This window comes from Arthrobacter sp. EpRS71 (genome assembly GCF_001512285.1).
Lineage (GTDB): Bacteria > Actinomycetota > Actinomycetes > Actinomycetales > Micrococcaceae > Arthrobacter.
In genome coordinates this window covers 351,526-367,364 of record NZ_LNUV01000006.1, presented here as the reverse complement: position 1 = coordinate 367,364, position 15,839 = coordinate 351,526, and the positions used below count along the sequence as shown (strand labels likewise).

The window sequence follows — 15,839 nt, the reverse complement described above, 5'->3', positions numbered from 1 at the left end:
GGCAGAAGCAATCCAGCAAAGGAGCACCATGTCTGACACCCTTGGCGAGTTGTCCGCCGTCGAACTTTCCGCAGCCATTCGCCACAAGAAAGTTTCCGCTCGCGAAGCGTTGACCGAACACCTGGAGCGCATCTCCGAGATCAACCCCGTGGTCAACGCTGTGGTGACCCTCGACGCGGAAGGCGCCCACGCCTTGGCGCACCGGGCCGACCAGCTCACGGCGTCCGGAGCAGACCTGCCACCGCTCCACGGCGTTCCCATGACGCACAAGGACACCAACAACACCGCCGGGATGCGCACCACCCAAGGATCCCTCGCCTTGCGTGACTTTGTTCCCGACGCCGACGACCTCATCATTGCGCGGTTGAAAGCGGCCGGTGTGGTCACCACCGGAAAGTCGAACGTCCCCGAGTTCGGCGCGGGATCGCACACCTTCAACGAGCTCTTCGGAACCACCACCAACCCCTATGCCCCCACCCTGAGCGCAGGCGGCAGCAGCGGCGGAGTGGCCGCCGTCGTCGCCTCCCGCGTCCAAAGCATCGGCGACGGCAGCGACATGGGCGGATCGCTCCGGATCCCGGCTTCCTTCTGCAATGTGGTGGGCTTCAGGCCGTCGACGGCGGTCATCCCCATGCCGTCCGCCGTCAACGCCCACGCGTGGCTGGGGAGAACCGGCCCCATGGCCCGGACCGTGGAAGACATCGCCTTGTTCATGTCCGTGACCGCCGGCAGCGATCCCCGCGTTCCCCATCCTTCCGGGCTGGACCCTGAAGTGTTTCGATCCAACCTGGAGACCGACATGCGCGGCGTGCGGATCGGGTGGTCGCGCGACTTCGGCATAGGGGTGCCGGTGGAGCCTGAGATCGTGGATCATCTTGAGCGGCAACTGGCCATCTTCGAAGATCTCGGAGCGATAGTTGAGGAGGCCACCCCGGATTTCAGCGAAGCAGACCTGGTGTTCGGCAACACCCGTGCCATGGACTTCGCCGCGGGGCTGGGACCGATCCTGGAGCGTGCCGGTGAGGTCATCAAGCCGGAAGTCCACTGGAACGTGGAGAAGGGGTTCGCCCTGACGGCGCGGGATGTCATAGAGACCGCGGCAGCCCGGACCCGGTTGGAATTGAGTGTTCAGGATTTCTTTGGGCGGTACCAACTCTTCGCCAGCCCCTGCGCCCAGGTTCTCCCCTTTGACGCTAAGCTGCGCTACCCCGCGGACATTGCCGGCACGGCGTCAGAAACGTACTTGGACTGGATGCGTTCAGCCTGCCTCCTGTCCGCGACCGGCCTGCCGGTGCTCAGTATTCCCGCGGGATTCAGCTCTGCCGGACTACCTATCGGCCTGCAGCTCGCCGGCAACCATTACACAGACATGCAGCTGCTCCGCTACGGCCACGCCTTCGAACAGCGGACGGGGTACGCCGCCGTCGCGCCAGCTATCAGAGCAGCCCAGGCACCCCTTACGACGGTGACCGCATAACCCTGCCGCCACGCTTCCGCGCATCAAGAAGGATGGAAACGTCCACGCCGGAGGCGTTTTGTGCCCATGCGGAGGTGGTGATGAAACGATAGAGGGCAGCCATGTCCTCCACGGTCACGTCCGCCATGATCTGATAATTGCCGGCGATCGCCGCGGCATATCGGACGGTGGGAAGCTCAGCCAAGCTCTTCCCCACCTGCTCGACGTGTTGCGGCGAGGCACGGATCCAGAGCAGCGCTTCAACGCCAAGGCCAAAGGATGCGGGCTCCACGATGGCCCTCAAGTGGACCTGGTTATTGGTCAGCAACCATTCGCTACGGCGGCGGGCAGTTGCCTCCGAAACGCCAACCCTGCGGCCCAAAGCCTCAAAACTCATCCGGCCATCGGCACACAGTGCGTCCACAAGTTCGTTGTCCTGACGACTCAAATCCTGCCGGGGCACCAGGGCGCCCGAGTCCTGGGCGACGTTTGAGCGGAGTGCCTCGGCTTTGTCTGCAGTGAGAATCTCCGGCCGCCAACCGCGGATGGTTCGGAAGTACCGCAGCACGGGATAACTGGTGGAATCGCGCAAACCAAGGGTGGCCGGCAGCTCATCAGAGAGGACTTCTGCCATGCGCGCCGGTTCCGTGAGTATTTCGGCCACACAGTCCCCGGTGCCTGTGGTGGTGTAGACGAAGGTGGTGTCCGAGCGTTGCGCGAGTGCGTGGACTGCGGCACGTACCGTCCCGGGCATGCACCGCATTTCAACCAGCACCACCGACGGCCTGGGACGGATCCCCACCACGGCCACCGCACCGGATTCCAACAACTGCGATCCCCTGCGGGCAACAGTTCGTTCGGCTTCGCCCAAAACGGCCGCCATCTTCCGCCACGGGCAGCGCGGATCCAGTTGCAGGGCAGCAACAATCTGCCGTTCCAATGCGTCAAACACCACCATGCCAACCCCGTCCGTTTGCGTCGCTCAATTTCATCACGGACTTCGACGGCGACGCGTCGCGAAGGCGGGAAGCGACGTCGGGCGTTAACTGCAGGTGCCGGGCGTTAACGGCAGGCGCCCCGCACCCATGAAGGATACGGGGCACCGAGGTCAACCCGGTAAAGGCTTGGGTTTAGGCGAAGTCGGAGACTGCCGGGTCCGGGCCGATGCGGCCTTCAGCACCGCGGTCCAGGCCGTTGATGGCCTCGACGTCGGTAGCGTCCAGCGTGACGTTCAGGGCAGCGAAGTTCTCCTGAATGCGGGACTCCGTAACGGACTTGGGGATCACCACGTTGCCGATGGCCAGGTGCCAGGCGATGACCACCTGAGCCGGGGTGGCGTCATGCTTGGCAGCAATCTCAGCCACGGTCGCGCTCTCGAGGAGTTCGCCGCCCTGGCCCAGCGGGGACCAGGCCTGGGTCAGGATTCCCTTGGAAGCATTGAATTCGCGAAGGTCAGCCTGGTTGAAGAACGGGTGCAGTTCCACCTGGTTGATGGCCGGAACAACGCCGGTCTCATTGATGATGTGCTGCAGGCCTTCCTTGGTGAAGTTGGAAACACCGATGGACTTGACCCGGCCGCGCTTCTTGAGCTCGATCAGTGCCTTCCAGGTATCCACGTACTTTTCCTGCTTGGGCTGCTGCCAGTGAATGAGGTAAAGGTCCAAGGTCTCGAGGCCGAGACGGTCCATGGACTCCTCAAAAGCAGCCAGCGTGGACTCGTAGCCCTGGTCAGCGTTCCACAGCTTGGTGGTGATGAAGATTTCCTCGGCGGACAGGCCGGAGGAGGCAATGGCACGGCCGACGCCTGCCTCGTTGCCATAGATCTTGGCAGTATCTATGTGGCGGAACCCGGCTTCGAACGCCTGGCGCACCACCTTTTCGGCTACATCGTCTTCAACTTGCCACACCCCGTAGCCGAGCTGGGGGATGGTGTTGCCGTCGTTGAAAGTAAGTGTTGGTGACGAAGTCATGTCTGCCATCCTGCCAGCCCCGCGCCACCAAAAGCGCGGAATATTACGCAGATCAGCTATGCGCGTAACTTTTTGCATACAGGGAATAAGGGCGCGCGCGGGTAGTTGCATGCGCTTGCCATTAAGTGAAGTGAGCCTCAGGCGCCCAGTTGGCGCTCCGCGTCGGCAACCTGCTCGAAGACCGACTCCGCCCTGCGCCTCACCGATAATGCGCCAACAGGAACGGGCCCTACCGCCAACCTCAACATGGCCGCAGCCTCAGCAGTGGTCGCCAAGGAATTGCCCGCTTTGGACAGGGCGCGGTGCACACCGGCAAGTGCACCCGGGACATCCAGTCCGTCACTCGGAGACCTTTTCTGCGCCTCAACGCAGATGGTCCTCACACGTGAGGATAATTCGGCCAACTCGTTGGCTATCTGCACCAGCTCGTTGTAGAGCTGCTCATCATCAACGCCCTCAAGGACTTGGTGGTACCGGTCCAGTCCCCGGTGAAAACGGTCATGGGCGCGGCGCCACAGCCCCTTGCCCAGCTCCAGATCGTCCTTCCGCCCCTGCCGGACGGCCCCAAAGAAACCCACCTGCGAACTCAGAGGTACTGACCCGGGCCGTGATCGGGATCTTCCCTGCGGCCCTGGTTGGGAGCACCAGGTGCACCGGGTGCTGCCGCCCTCTGCGGTTGACCGTTCTCGCCAATCACGATGCCCGGCGCAATGACAGTCCCCGGCGGGAGCTGACGGAGCTGCATCTGCGCGGCCGCATGTTCTTTGGCAGCCTGCTGCGCGGCAATGGCAGCCTGGATGCCATGAAACAAGCCCTCCAGCCAACCAACCAGTTGCGCCTGCGCAATGCGAAGCTCCGCATCGGAGGGCGCTTTCTCGTCAGGGAAAGGCAAGCTGATGCGTTCCAGTTCCTCGATGAGTTCCGGAGCCAGCCCATCCTCGAGTTCCTTGATGGACCGCTCGTGAATCTCGGCAAGGCGACCGCGGGCGGCGTCGTCCAACGGCGCGGCTTTAACTTCCTCCAGGAGCTGGCGGATCATGGTGCCGATCCTCATCACCTTGGCCGGCTCATCAACAAGTTCGTGAAGGTTGCCTTTGGGTTTGGCGTCCTTCGCCACCTCATCCGCCGACGGGTGCTGTCCCCCGGGCGTCTCAAGGCCCTCGTCCAGCGTGGTTCCCTCCACGGGGGTGTCGTCCGAAGCCTCATCCTTGGGCTGAATCTTGTTCAGATCGCTCATCCGTTCATACTCTCACGAGCTTCACGCCAACCCCTGTCCCAGCCCTGATTTTGGACTTCGTTCGTAGCGAAACTTCGTCCCGGATGCTGACCTCAGCAGCACCTGCCCTGGGGGTTGCTGTCCTGCCGATCCATCCGGTCCCGCCAGAACTCGCGTTCGGTCATGGCAGGACCGGAGTGGCCGGTAGTTTCGAAGTGCTCCAGGTACTTCCGGTAAGCATCAGCACCCATGAGCGAACCCATGTAGGCGGCAAAGCCCCGAAGGCCCCTAACCACGGTATTCATCAGCAAGGTCTTTCATGAGTGGTGCCGTTCATTAGTGGTGACTGGCCTTCTGAGTCCGTTTCTCCGCAGGGAGGGCGTTCCATTCTGCGAGCAACTTCTTCTCCGCAGTGGTGGGGAACAGCCCTGCCGGTGCGTACACCTTGGAAGGAACGGGTGGGTCTTCATGATCCTGGCCGCCGCCTGCGCGGATTGCTTTGATGGTTGCCAGGAGTGCGGCAACGATCACGATGATGCTGAGCGTCACGAAGATCACGGAGAGCACGCCCTGGATCATGGTGTTGCGGACCACGGCTTCCATGGCGGCGACGGTCTTGGCAGTGCCAAACTCCGTCTTCCCATCAGCCAGAGCCTTGGAGAACGCCTGGTTATTGGCGAAGTAACCCACTGCCGGAACCGGCGAGAAGATCTTGTGGAAGCTGGCGGTGATGGTCACTACGGCCGCGAACGCCAACGGAACTGCCACGATCCACAACCATTTGAACACTCCACGTTTGGCCGTGATGGCCAGGCACACAGCCAGCGCAATGGCTGCCAGCAACTGGTTGGCGATGCCGAACAGCGGGAACAGCGTGTTGATGCCGCCCAGTGGATCCGTGACACCCATGATCAGCACTGCACCCCACGCTGCCACCATGATGGCTGTGCACAGCCAGGCCCCTGGACGCCATGAGGCTTCCTTGAACTTGGGAATGAAGTTGCCGATGGAGTCCTGGAGCATGAACCGGGCCACACGGGTTCCGGCGTCTACGGCGGTAAGGATGAAGAGTGCCTCGAACATGATGGCGAAGTGGTACCAGAAAGCCATCATTCCCGGTCCGCCAATGAACTGCTGCATGATGTGCGCCAAACCGACAGCCAGTGTAGGGGCGCCGCCCGAACGGGAAATGATGCTTTCCTCGCCCACGTCCTTCGCGGTTTGCGCCAGCACGTCAGGGGTGATGTTCACGTTGGCCAAGCCCAGGCTGTTCACCCACTGCGCTGCAGACTCCACAGTGCCGCCGGTCAGGGCCAGAGGCGCGTTCATGGCGAAGTAGATTCCACGGTCGATCGAGATCGCGGCTACCAAGGCCATGATCGCCACGAAGGATTCCATCAACATGCCGCCGTAGCCGATGAAGCGGGTTTGCCGCTCCTTCTCGATCAGCTTGGGCGTGGTGCCTGAGGAAATAAGTGCGTGGAATCCGGAGAGGGCACCACAGGCAATAGTGACGAACAGGAAGGGGAACAGGGCACCGGAGAACACGGGGCCGTTTTCCCTGCCGGCGAATTCGCTGAACGCCGGGACAGTGATCTCCGGGCGCACCACGATGATGGCGAGCGCAAGCATCACGATCACGCCGATCTTCATGAACGTGGAGAGGTAGTCACGGGGAGCCAAAAGCAACCAGACGGGCAAGATGGCGGCGATGAAGCCGTAGATGATGATGCCCCAGGCAATGGTGACCTTGTCCAGGTGGAAGAAGGCCGCACCCCACTCCGTTCCTGCGACGGCGCCGCCACCAATGATGGCTGCCATCAGGAGCACGAAGCCGATGATGGACACCTCCATCACCTTGCCCGGCCGGATGAATCGCAGGTAGACACCCATGAACAACGCAATGGGGATGGTCATGCCCACCGAGAACACACCCCACGGGCTTTCACCCAGGGCATTGACCACTACCAGAGCAAGGATGGCCACAATGATGATCATGATGAGCAGCGTGGCTACCAACGCTGCCGTACCGCCAATGACGCCGAGTTCCTCCCGGGCCATCTGGCCGAGTGAACGGCCACCGCGGCGCATGGAGAAGAACATGACCAGGTAATCCTGCACCGCGCCGGCAAGAACGACGCCGATGATGATCCAGATAGTGCCGGGAAGATAGCCCATCTGAGCCGCGATGACGGGTCCCACCAGCGGCCCGGCACCGGCAATGGCGGCAAAGTGGTGCCCGAACAACACGTTCCTGTCAGTACGGACGTAGTCCTTGCCATCCGCTTTGTACTCAGCAGGAGTAGCGCGGCGGTCATCCGGCTTGAGCAAGTAACGCTCAATGACCTTGGAGTAGAAACGGTAGCCGATCAAGTAGGTGCAAACGGCCGCGAAAACGAACCAGATGGCATTGACGGTTTCGCCGCGCACCAGTGCGAGCATGAACCACGCCACCGCTCCCAACAGCGAGATAGCAATCCAGAGACCAATCTTGAACGGGGTCCACTTGCGTTCCTCCGCTTCACGCACGGAGTCCTCCACAGCCGGAGGAGGCAGCGTGGGATCCAATCCTTCCGCAAGCTTGGATTGGTCAGAAATCTTGCCCATATCTCCTCCTTGAGAACTGCTGCGGTGACGAATGTTGCGGTGGGGGCCGCTGCGTCGGGTACTTCTCCTCACCTTAACAACCGACACGGACAGGATAGGGCGGCACACGGCAAACGTCTGCAGGTACGCGGTGAACGGTCATTACCCTGCGCCGGACGTCAGCCCTCCCGCCGAGGCGGAGCCTGCTGGCTCGATCCCCCGTTTACCTGGCCTTGGACCATGCGGGCCTCACAGAGATCCAACCAGCGGACTTCAGCTTCAGCCTGGAAAATCAAGGAATCGAGCACCAGGAGCCAGGCAGTATCGGAGGACCGTTGGCTCGCCGAGACCGCTTTCCTGGCCTGTGTGTGCTCCTGCAGGGCCTTGACCGAGACCTCGCGCTGGGACTGGATCACTGCGGAGGTGTCCACGCCGGGAAGCGTCACTGCGAGCGCCAACTTGATGGCGATTTCGTTCCGTGGAGGATTGCCCCGGTCCACTGCACCGGCGAACCAGGCCGCGACTTCCTCAGCCCCTGCGCCAGTGATGCTGTAGATGACGTGCCCACCGCCGTCGTCGCCGTCTTTGCTGACCAGACCGTCGCGCTCAAGCCTGTCCAGGGTGGTGTAGACCTGCCCGATGTTCAACGGCCAGGCAGCCCCTGTACGGTCCTCGAATTCGACACGCAGCTCGTAGCCGTAGCGCGGCTGGTCCTGGAGCAGGGCCAGCAGGCTGTGCCGGATGGACATGTGGCTCCTCGCTGCAGTGGGACGGATGGACGCAGGTGAACGGGCCGATCAGAGGAGCAGCAATACCTTGCCCACGTGTTCGCCGGAGTCGAAGTACTGGTGTGCTTCGCGAACTTGCTCCAAGGGGAACGATTTGGCCACCAACGGCCTGATCCTTCCGTCAGAGATCATCGGCCACACTGACTCGCGCACTGCGGACATGATGATGCCCTTCTCGGACACGGGGCGCGGCCGCAAGGCCGTGCCGATGACGGCGGCGCGTTTGCTGAGGAGCTGCCCCAGGTTGATCTCCGCCTTGGTGCCACCCTGCAGGCCGATGACGATGAGTCGCCCGTAGTCGGCGAGGGCATCGATGTTCTGTTGCAGGTACTTGGCACCCACGACATCGAGGATCACGTCCGCGCCTTTGCCTCCGTTGCGTGCCTTGAGGCTTTCAGCGAAGTCTTCTTCGGTGTAATTGATGGCGATGTCGGCGCCGAGGAAGGCCTTGGCCGTGCCGACTTTTTCGTCAGTTCCGGCCGTGGTTGCCACCTTTGCACCATAGGCTTTGGCCATTTGGATGGCCATGGTGCCGATGCCGCCGGTTGCACCATGGATGAGCACTGTCTCGCCGGGTTGCAGCTGTGCGGTCATGATCAGGTTCGAGTACACGGTGGCAGCGACTTCCGGCAGGGCTGCCGCTGTGATGAGGTCCACGCCGTCGGGAATCCTCAGTACTTGCTCCGCCGGGACTGCCACCTGCTGGGCGTAGCCACCGCCGGACAACAATGCCACCACCTTGTCTCCCACGGAGAATGCTTTGGTGACGCCGGGACCGAACGCGGCGATGCGGCCGGAAACCTCCAGGCCTGGTACTTCCGATGCGCCCGGGGGCGGCGGGTAGAACCCTCTTCGCTGCTGGACGTCCGCACGGTTCAACCCCGCGGCCACGACGTCGATCAGGACCTCGCCCTCGCCGGGCACCGGAGCAGGGACCTCGCGGATTTCGAGGACTTCGGGCCCGCCCGGCTCTGAGATGTAGACGGCTTTCATGACGAACTCCCGGTTTCTTGCTTGTCTTCCGGACCCCGGGGCAGGGGCTGGAAGACGTGATGTTTTGGAACAGCCAACTCCCTATGAAACACTACTAGGCGAGGAAGGTTGTCCGAGCGGCCTAAGGAGCTGGTCTTGAAAACCAGTGTGCGGTAACCCCGTACCAAGGGTTCAAATCCCTTACCTTCCGCGTAGACCGAGCATTTATGCGGGTCTGAGGCCGGTTGAGTCAATCCGCGGGATTGATTTGGCCGGCCTTTTGCGTATCTTCAGGTCAGTTTGTGGCCGATCCGTGGCCGCTGGTTTTCCTCCAAGAGTTGCACGGGATGAGCGCGGCACGCTTGTCCGCCGCTTCTTCCCCCACGCCCAGGAGTAAATGGCCGTAGGAATCTACAGTCAGCTTGATCGTGGAGTGACGTAGCACCTTCGACACAATGGCGATATCGGCACCAGCCGCGATCGTCAACGATGCAGTGCCGTGCCGCAGGTCATGTAAGCGCACCCTCCTGACCGGCCGGGACGCACCCAGGAAGCCTCGGACATCTAATCGAAAGGCGCCGAGGCGCTAGAGCTGAAGAACCGCATCGAGTCCATCGCGAAGTCCGAAAAAGCTCTGGTCTATGGGACGTGACAGGCCAAAACGCTGACTGGATAAAACGCCTTCACCGGATGGCGTCCAGGTGCGGAGTTCCGCATCGAGAAGGTGGTGGGCTGATGGAGTTCAACGACAAGTTCTTTGAGGAAATCGGCAAATCAGCCGGAGTGACCCAGATGTGCAAGGAAGTCGCTGAAAAGGTCCTTGCGGCAGCCCAGACTTCGGCGCCCGTGAACGAAGTCGCCTACCGTGACGGCCTGCACGTCGAGGTGAAGACAGTGGAGAACGCAACGTCGCCCTCGTCGTGGGCAGCGACCCGAAGACGACGCTGATTGAGTCGAAGACCGGCAACCTCGCCCGGGCGCTGAATCAAAGGCTAGAGCCGCCTTCGTCGACGCATACCGTGGTCTGTTCTGGGGATCGGTCCATTGGCTGGAGGTTATTGCTAGTGTTCGCTGATGAGTACCAGAGTAGTGGTGCCGCTGTCGCCTTGGTTCCCAAGAATCGGCTTTCTCATGCTTCCCACGTCCTTCACTCGGGTACCACGGCTCGGGATGAATCAAGGATAAACCCCAGTTAGCAGGACAGTCGGATACTGTCCCCACCAGACGCTTCGAGCCGACCAAGCCCGCGAGCACTCCCAGCCCAGGAATCAGGTCCGTCTGGCAACCAAAGAGTGCTTGGTCGAGGAATGCCGCGCTCCAAATCGAAGCTCAGTTTTGCCAACGTCCCACTGTTCCAGAATCTGCTTACCGGGCATCCTCATCGAGATTGCCAGCGGCGGTTCGTTCTCCGACTTGTCGGTAGGCGTCCTGGATGAAGTGTTCGAGGTCCTGGCGTCCGAAGCGCCATACATTACGGCCCCCGACCTGGTGCCCTTGAGCTGGCCAGCTTTGTGCATGGCACGGATCTGAATCTCACTTGCCATTTCTGCCGCCACCTGCTCAATCGTCAGGAACCGGCGCTAATTGATTTCATCGGGCATTAGACCATCCTAAAGTCCTGCAGTTGTGGAGTCCGTTGGCACACTTCCACGGGTTATGCTATTCATTGGATTAATTGTTCGCTTTTGTGGGGGACGGGCATCACTTCTACCTTTGAGCACGGCGCGGCCGTCGGGATTGTCTTTGATGATGGCGCTGCGGACGCTTTGATCAGTGCTGCTGATTCAGCGGATCAGGTTCTGCGTGGTGAGGGTGGGTTCCTGGACGGGACCATGGATCATGCCGTGGAGGACTTCAAAGGCGGATACGCGCAGCTATTTACCCAGGCTTGTGCCATCAGGGCTGACGACCGGGCCAGGCTTGCCGGTGTTCTCGCGATGTTGGCGGAGGACGTCCGGCAAGCGAAGCTCAAAGCACGGGAGGAGAAGTCCAGGCTAAAGAAACTCACCGCCTGGAGGCAACGCGCCGATGTTCGTGAACAGGAACTGGCGTCCCTCGACCCGGCCCGCCAGTCGGCGGCCCTGCTGAGCACAGTAAATGATCCAAAACCCGAGGAAACGCGGGTTGCGCCGCCAACGATTTCGGCGGAGTTTTCCACACGCGACCGGCCCCGGTTTGCCGGTGGATCGGGAGGCGGAACAAGCTCGTCTGATCCTGGAAAGCTGCGCGGGTTCGTGTCCCAGTCCCGCGCCGCAGCGAACATCCTGGACGCGGAGTTGGGAAGAATCCGAAACGCGTGGAGCGGATTCACCTCAGCGTGTTCCTGGGTGAACGTCGAGGCGGAGTCGTTTGTGACTGGCTTCGAGCAGCTGCTGGCTGAGAACGTCGCTGACGCGGCGTGGCTTGAGCAGATCGCCACGGCATTCGAAACAGCCGGCGGCGGCTCCTTGGCTGACGGTGTGCTGAACAGCGCCCTCATACTGTACGCACCACCCGGGCAAGTCGGCTTGAGCGACGTTGGGGCCTTGAATGCCGCACAGCTGAAGGCCTGGCTGGCAGTCCCTGCGAACAAGGATCGCCTTCAGGGGCTTCTTGAGCAACCGGGGCTGGATCCTGTGGTGATAGCCAAGTGGTGGGCCGGCCTCGGCCACACAATCGTCGACGGGGTAATTGAACCCGGCGCGGCTCAGTTGCTCCTGATCGAAGCCCTCCCGGGAGTCATTGGGAACCTGAACGGCATCACCACGACCGCCCGGAATGAAGCCAACGTGCTACGCCTCGCCACAGAGCAGGAGCGCATCACCGCCGAACTCGCCCGGACGCCTCCATTCCTGCCCACCAGCCAAGGCCTGTCCGTGACCAACCCGGCGTGGACACGGCTGCAAACGCAGCAGAAAGCACTGGATGGTATCGGTGATGCCCTCGCAAGGGCCGGAGTGTCGGGTGCTGCCGTCTTGCTCGGTTTTGACCTCACCCACGGCTCACCGAAAGCACAGGTCTCTGCTGGCAACCCTGATACGGCGCAGAACGTTACCTACGCCGTGTCCGGCATGGACATCACACCCCAAAGCGGCTTCAACGACTGGGCGAAAAACGCAGCGAACCTCCAATTGCGGCAAAGCCAGAACGAGCCGGGTAAGTCGTTTGCGGTGGTGGCGTGGATCAACTACGAACCGCCCACTGTTCCGACCGTGAACAGCGGCGACGCCGCCCGGGCCGGCGCCGGCCGGTTCGTCACGGACCTCCAGGGGTTCAACGCCGTCAGAGAGGGTTTGGGCAACAGGACCCCGGAGACCTTGAACGTACTGGCCCATTCCTACGGCACCACCGTGACGTCCGACGCCCTTGCCGCCGCGGCATTGAACGTTGCTTCCTTCACGATGCTCGGCTCCGCCGGAATAGAGAAAGAGATCCGGAGCGCTGGAGAGCTCCACATCCCTGTAGGGCGGGTCTACATCACAGAAGCCGCAGGCGATGGACTTGCGAAAATGGGTCGCTTCCAACGCCAAGATCCTCGCGGGGAATACTTTGGCGCCAAAGTCTTCTCATCAGAGGCGGCCACCATCGACGGGATCGAATATCACGGCACCACCGAACACAACACGCTGGTACACGGACCAGGCAAGGGTGGCTACGGGTACCTTGACCAGGACACCACCGCCCTGTATGAAGCTGCCCTCACAACCACCGGCAAAGGAGATCGTATCCTGCCAGGCACGCGGCCTCAGTCGTCTCTCCCCTTGGAGTTGCAGGCTGTTGAACAACTCAGGGAAAGTGAACCATATGCCCCATGAACCCCAGACCAGACACAATGCCGCCCGCATCCTCGCTGCATTGGTCTTCGCGGCCATAGCACTGAGCGCGTGCACGCCCGCTACCACGGAGAACCCCATGATCGGCTCAAACAATCCCAGCGATCCAGCAACCGTCAAAGCCCAGGTCGAAGAACTCAAACAAGCCCTCGCGGACCTGCGCGCCTTCAAAACAGAAACCCAGCAAGCCATCGGACCCCAGAAATGGGCCGACAAAAACCTTCGAAACATCGACTGCAGAACACCCGACGGGCGAGACGGCGTGAACTACAGCGATATGAGCCAGACTATGGAGACCCTCGACCTGGAGTCGTCAGTAAACGTCGTCAAAACGTTCTGGGAATCAAAGGGCTTCACCACGCGAACCGAAACCAACCCCCGAGACCCAGGCCTCATCCGCCTCTACGCCAACGAGAACGGCGGACATCTCCTGTCCTTCACCGCCAACACCAAAGGCTCCAGCCTCGAAATGAACAGCGCCTGCGTCGCGGGAGACGAAACCGCAATCTACAAGGAGCTGTACCCAGAGAATTACGGGCTGCCTCCCAAGCCCAGCTCTTCTCCGACTCCAAAGTAACCCGCTGAAGTGACCCTCATCCTCGTTCGGTCCTATCACACCAGCAGGGCCAATGAACCCTGGCCGGGCCACGCGATGAATAGCGCGCTTTCCCTGAGTGCAAGCGCGCTACACATAGGGAACCGAAATGGCACCACCACCCACGAAGGGTGGGGTCATTTTGCGTTATCCCCGGCCGTCCCGTATTTGGTAGTCCGGGACAAGGTGAGAGTATCGGTCAATCGTCGTTTGGGCACCTCGGGGCCAAGCCGTCCGGAGAGCTCGTAGATGCTCATGCCGCCGGCCAGCATCAGAGGGTGGCCGGCGCATCACAGGTCAAGACTGGGACGAGATCCACGCTCTGCGTGCAGACTGCCCGGCTCAGCTCAATTATCAGCAAGGCGTCTGGGGTTCTCCACGCCAGTTCCGCGCCTCAAGTCCTACTACGAGATGGCGCAGGAGTTGAAGAAGCGGAAGTGACTGGCGCCGGTCCTACAGCTGAGTGCTGCAGGCGCCCGCGAGCAAGGAAGGGCCGTCACGCATCTTCGGATTTCTTGCGAACCTCTTGGAGTTCGTCGTGCGACAGGGTGACGTTGGCGGTTTCTAGGGTCTCTGGGGATACACGTAAATCGGCAGATGTCAGGCCGAGAACCGTGCGGAGAGCTGCAGCTGCCATGTCGTAGAGACTTGGTTCAGTGCTGAATCGGGGAAGGCCCTCTTTATGGCGCTGCCACCCCCGTCAACGAGATCATTTGAAAGGGTGACGTTGGCGGTTACATCGACACATCCGCGTGCGTTCTTACCCTCCACCCGTAACTGGCCGGCGGCAAGGTACTTGCCGGCCACGATCTCAAGCAGTCGGATAGGCCAAGAAACGTGAACTTCCGCGCCTGGGCGGAACTCACTGCTTACCTGCATGATGCTAAGGCCGCCGGAGAATATGCTGGCCAGTTTAGGAGCTTTACTCGTCGTCACTGCATCGCGCCCAAGCTCATGGCGTCGGGAGCATCTCGATCGGTCTGCTGGCTTTTGCTTTCTGAGGTTCTTCGACGCGGAGCCCAGACCAAGCCGAACGCCGACGCTCTTGTTCAGCCCATCGAAGTCCATCCGCAGCATCGATTGTAACTTTCGCTCCAACAGCCATCGCGTAACCGACGATAGTGCTGAGTTTCGGGTCGCCGTCGTATCGTTCCAATGCCGTTATGCCTGCCCATACAGCTGAGAAGTGTGTCCCGGTCGAGGCCGCTAGATTCCGATGAAATCAGCCGTTTCAGACTGCAACGAACTAAGGCAGGACTTATCCGAAAAAACTTGAAAACCAGTTCGCGGTAACCCCGTACCAAGGGTTCAAATCCCTTACCTTCCGCAGAGAGAATGCCCCGGGTTCCAGGACCCGGGGCATTTCTGTGTCTGCGGCAAGGGTTGGAGCGCGGAAGTGAGAACTGGCAACCGGAAGATCATTGAAACTGTCAGAGGCCCCGCATAGTGTTCTTTTTGTCTCCACACCGCAGACATCCGCCGCGGTTTTGGCCGCGGAACAATAACAGGAGCCTCACCTATGCCTAAGCCTGACATCACTCCCGGTGCCCCTTGCTGGATAGACCTCATGACCTCCGATACGGAAAAAGCCAAGGCTTTCTACACCGCCCTGTTCGGTTGGACCTATGAAACCGGGGACCAGGAAAAGTATGGCGGCTACATCACGGCGTCCAAGAACGGCAAGATGGTTGCAGGCATCATGGAGAAGCAGGCGGATATGGGCGCCATGCCTGACCTCTGGTCCACGTACCTGCGCACGGACGACATCGCAGCAACCACCGAAGCGGCAGCGGCCAACGGCGGCCAAGTGCTCCTGGCACCCATGGAGGTCCCGGAGCAAGGCAGCATGGCCATGTACGCAGATGCCTCAGGCGCTGCCATTGGTGCGTGGCAGTTCGGCGAAATGACAGGATTCGAACTAGCGGCGGAAGCAGGAGCTCCGGCTTGGCATGAACTTCTTGCCAAGGACTACGAGGCAGCTGTCACCTTTTACCAGCGGGTCTTCGGGTGGGAGACCTCCGTTATGAGTGACACCCCGGATTTCCGTTACATCACGTTGGGTGCCGGAGATCAGTCCAAGGCAGGCATCATGGATGCTTCCGGCTTCCTGCCTGAACAGGTCCCCTCCATGTGGAGCGTCTACTTCGCGGTGGAAGACACAGACGCCAGCGTTGAAAAAGCCACGGCCCTTGGTGCCACGGTCACGCAGCCCGCTGAAGACACCCCGTTCGGACGGCTGGCCACGCTGGCAGATCCCACGGGGGCGGTCTTCAGGGTCATCCAGGAACTGGGCCAGGCGGCCTGAGTCCACTCCAGATTTACCAGTACGGCGCGCCCCTCAACTCCGAGGGGGGCGCGTCCGGTGGACCGCCGGATTGAGGCAAACCCGCTGGCTACTCCCGGTCCACCTCCTATTCATCCGTTCGTGTTCAGCTAGGTCCGAG

13 protein-coding genes and 1 tRNA gene are annotated in these 15,839 nt (G+C 61.3%); 6 read left to right on the top strand and 8 right to left on the bottom strand.

From position 1 onward, the window contains the following. The first annotated feature begins 28 nt into the window (after positions 1-28). Complete coding sequence (locus AR689_RS11905) at positions 29-1,477, top strand: amidase (protein ID WP_062070413.1); 1,449 nt, start codon at positions 29-31, stop codon at positions 1,475-1,477. On the opposite strand, the gene AR689_RS11900 is transcribed toward AR689_RS11905, so the two are convergent. The 8 genes from AR689_RS11900 to AR689_RS11865 form a co-directional block, all read right to left on the bottom strand. Further along, entirely contained in the window at positions 1,458-2,414 is a 957-nt protein-coding gene (locus AR689_RS11900) for an Lrp/AsnC family transcriptional regulator (RefSeq protein WP_062070411.1), read from the bottom strand. The two genes, AR689_RS11905 and AR689_RS11900, sit on opposite strands and share 20 nt — an antisense overlap. Positions 2,415-2,586: 172 nt before the next feature. Further along, positions 2,587-3,426 (bottom strand): aldo/keto reductase, encoded by an 840-nt coding sequence (locus AR689_RS11895; protein WP_024819637.1) that lies wholly within the window; start codon positions 3,424-3,426, stop codon positions 2,587-2,589. Between the two features lie 137 nt (positions 3,427-3,563). After that, positions 3,564-4,004, bottom strand: coding sequence for a hypothetical protein (locus AR689_RS11890; protein ID WP_062070409.1), 441 nt, complete (start codon positions 4,002-4,004; stop codon positions 3,564-3,566). 8 nt (positions 4,005-4,012) lie between these two features. Continuing rightward, complete coding sequence (locus AR689_RS11885) at positions 4,013-4,663, bottom strand: bacterial proteasome activator family protein (RefSeq protein ID WP_062070407.1); 651 nt, start codon at positions 4,661-4,663, stop codon at positions 4,013-4,015. A gap of 92 nt (positions 4,664-4,755) precedes the next feature. Next, entirely contained in the window at positions 4,756-4,947 is a 192-nt protein-coding gene (locus tag AR689_RS11880; protein WP_062070405.1) for a YbdD/YjiX family protein, read from the bottom strand. 31 nt (positions 4,948-4,978) lie between these two features. Then, positions 4,979-7,249, bottom strand: coding sequence for a carbon starvation CstA family protein (locus tag AR689_RS11875; protein WP_062070403.1), 2,271 nt, complete (start codon positions 7,247-7,249; stop codon positions 4,979-4,981). 158 nt (positions 7,250-7,407) lie between these two features. Next, positions 7,408-7,977 (bottom strand): PadR family transcriptional regulator, encoded by a 570-nt coding sequence (locus tag AR689_RS11870; protein ID WP_062070401.1) that lies wholly within the window; start codon positions 7,975-7,977, stop codon positions 7,408-7,410. 48 nt (positions 7,978-8,025) lie between these two features. Next, the gene (locus AR689_RS11865; RefSeq protein WP_062070399.1) at positions 8,026-9,009 is read right to left on the bottom strand and encodes an NAD(P)H-quinone oxidoreductase; all 984 of its coding nucleotides are present in this window, start codon (positions 9,007-9,009) and stop codon (positions 8,026-8,028) included. A gap of 102 nt (positions 9,010-9,111) precedes the next feature. Between AR689_RS11865 and AR689_RS11860 the strand changes: the two genes are divergently transcribed. From AR689_RS11860 to AR689_RS11825, 5 genes are all read left to right on the top strand, one after another. Next, positions 9,112-9,199 (top strand) — tRNA-Ser (locus AR689_RS11860). A 524-nt stretch (positions 9,200-9,723) separates the two neighbouring features. Beyond that, a complete protein-coding gene (locus tag AR689_RS11850) occupies positions 9,724-9,936 on the top strand; it encodes a hypothetical protein (protein WP_197412864.1) in 213 nt (70 codons plus the stop codon). Between the two features lie 896 nt (positions 9,937-10,832). Next, complete coding sequence (locus AR689_RS11840; protein ID WP_231745502.1) at positions 10,833-12,782, top strand: alpha/beta hydrolase; 1,950 nt, start codon at positions 10,833-10,835, stop codon at positions 12,780-12,782. Continuing rightward, the gene (locus AR689_RS11835; protein WP_062070389.1) at positions 12,772-13,377 is read left to right on the top strand and encodes a hypothetical protein; all 606 of its coding nucleotides are present in this window, start codon (positions 12,772-12,774) and stop codon (positions 13,375-13,377) included. The genes AR689_RS11840 and AR689_RS11835 overlap by 11 nt, the downstream gene beginning before the upstream one ends. 1,537 nt (positions 13,378-14,914) lie before the next feature. Then, positions 14,915-15,700: a VOC family protein gene (locus AR689_RS11825; RefSeq protein WP_062070378.1), complete on the top strand. Its 786-nt coding sequence runs from the start codon at positions 14,915-14,917 to the stop codon at positions 15,698-15,700. Positions 15,701-15,839: the final 139 nt, after the last annotated feature.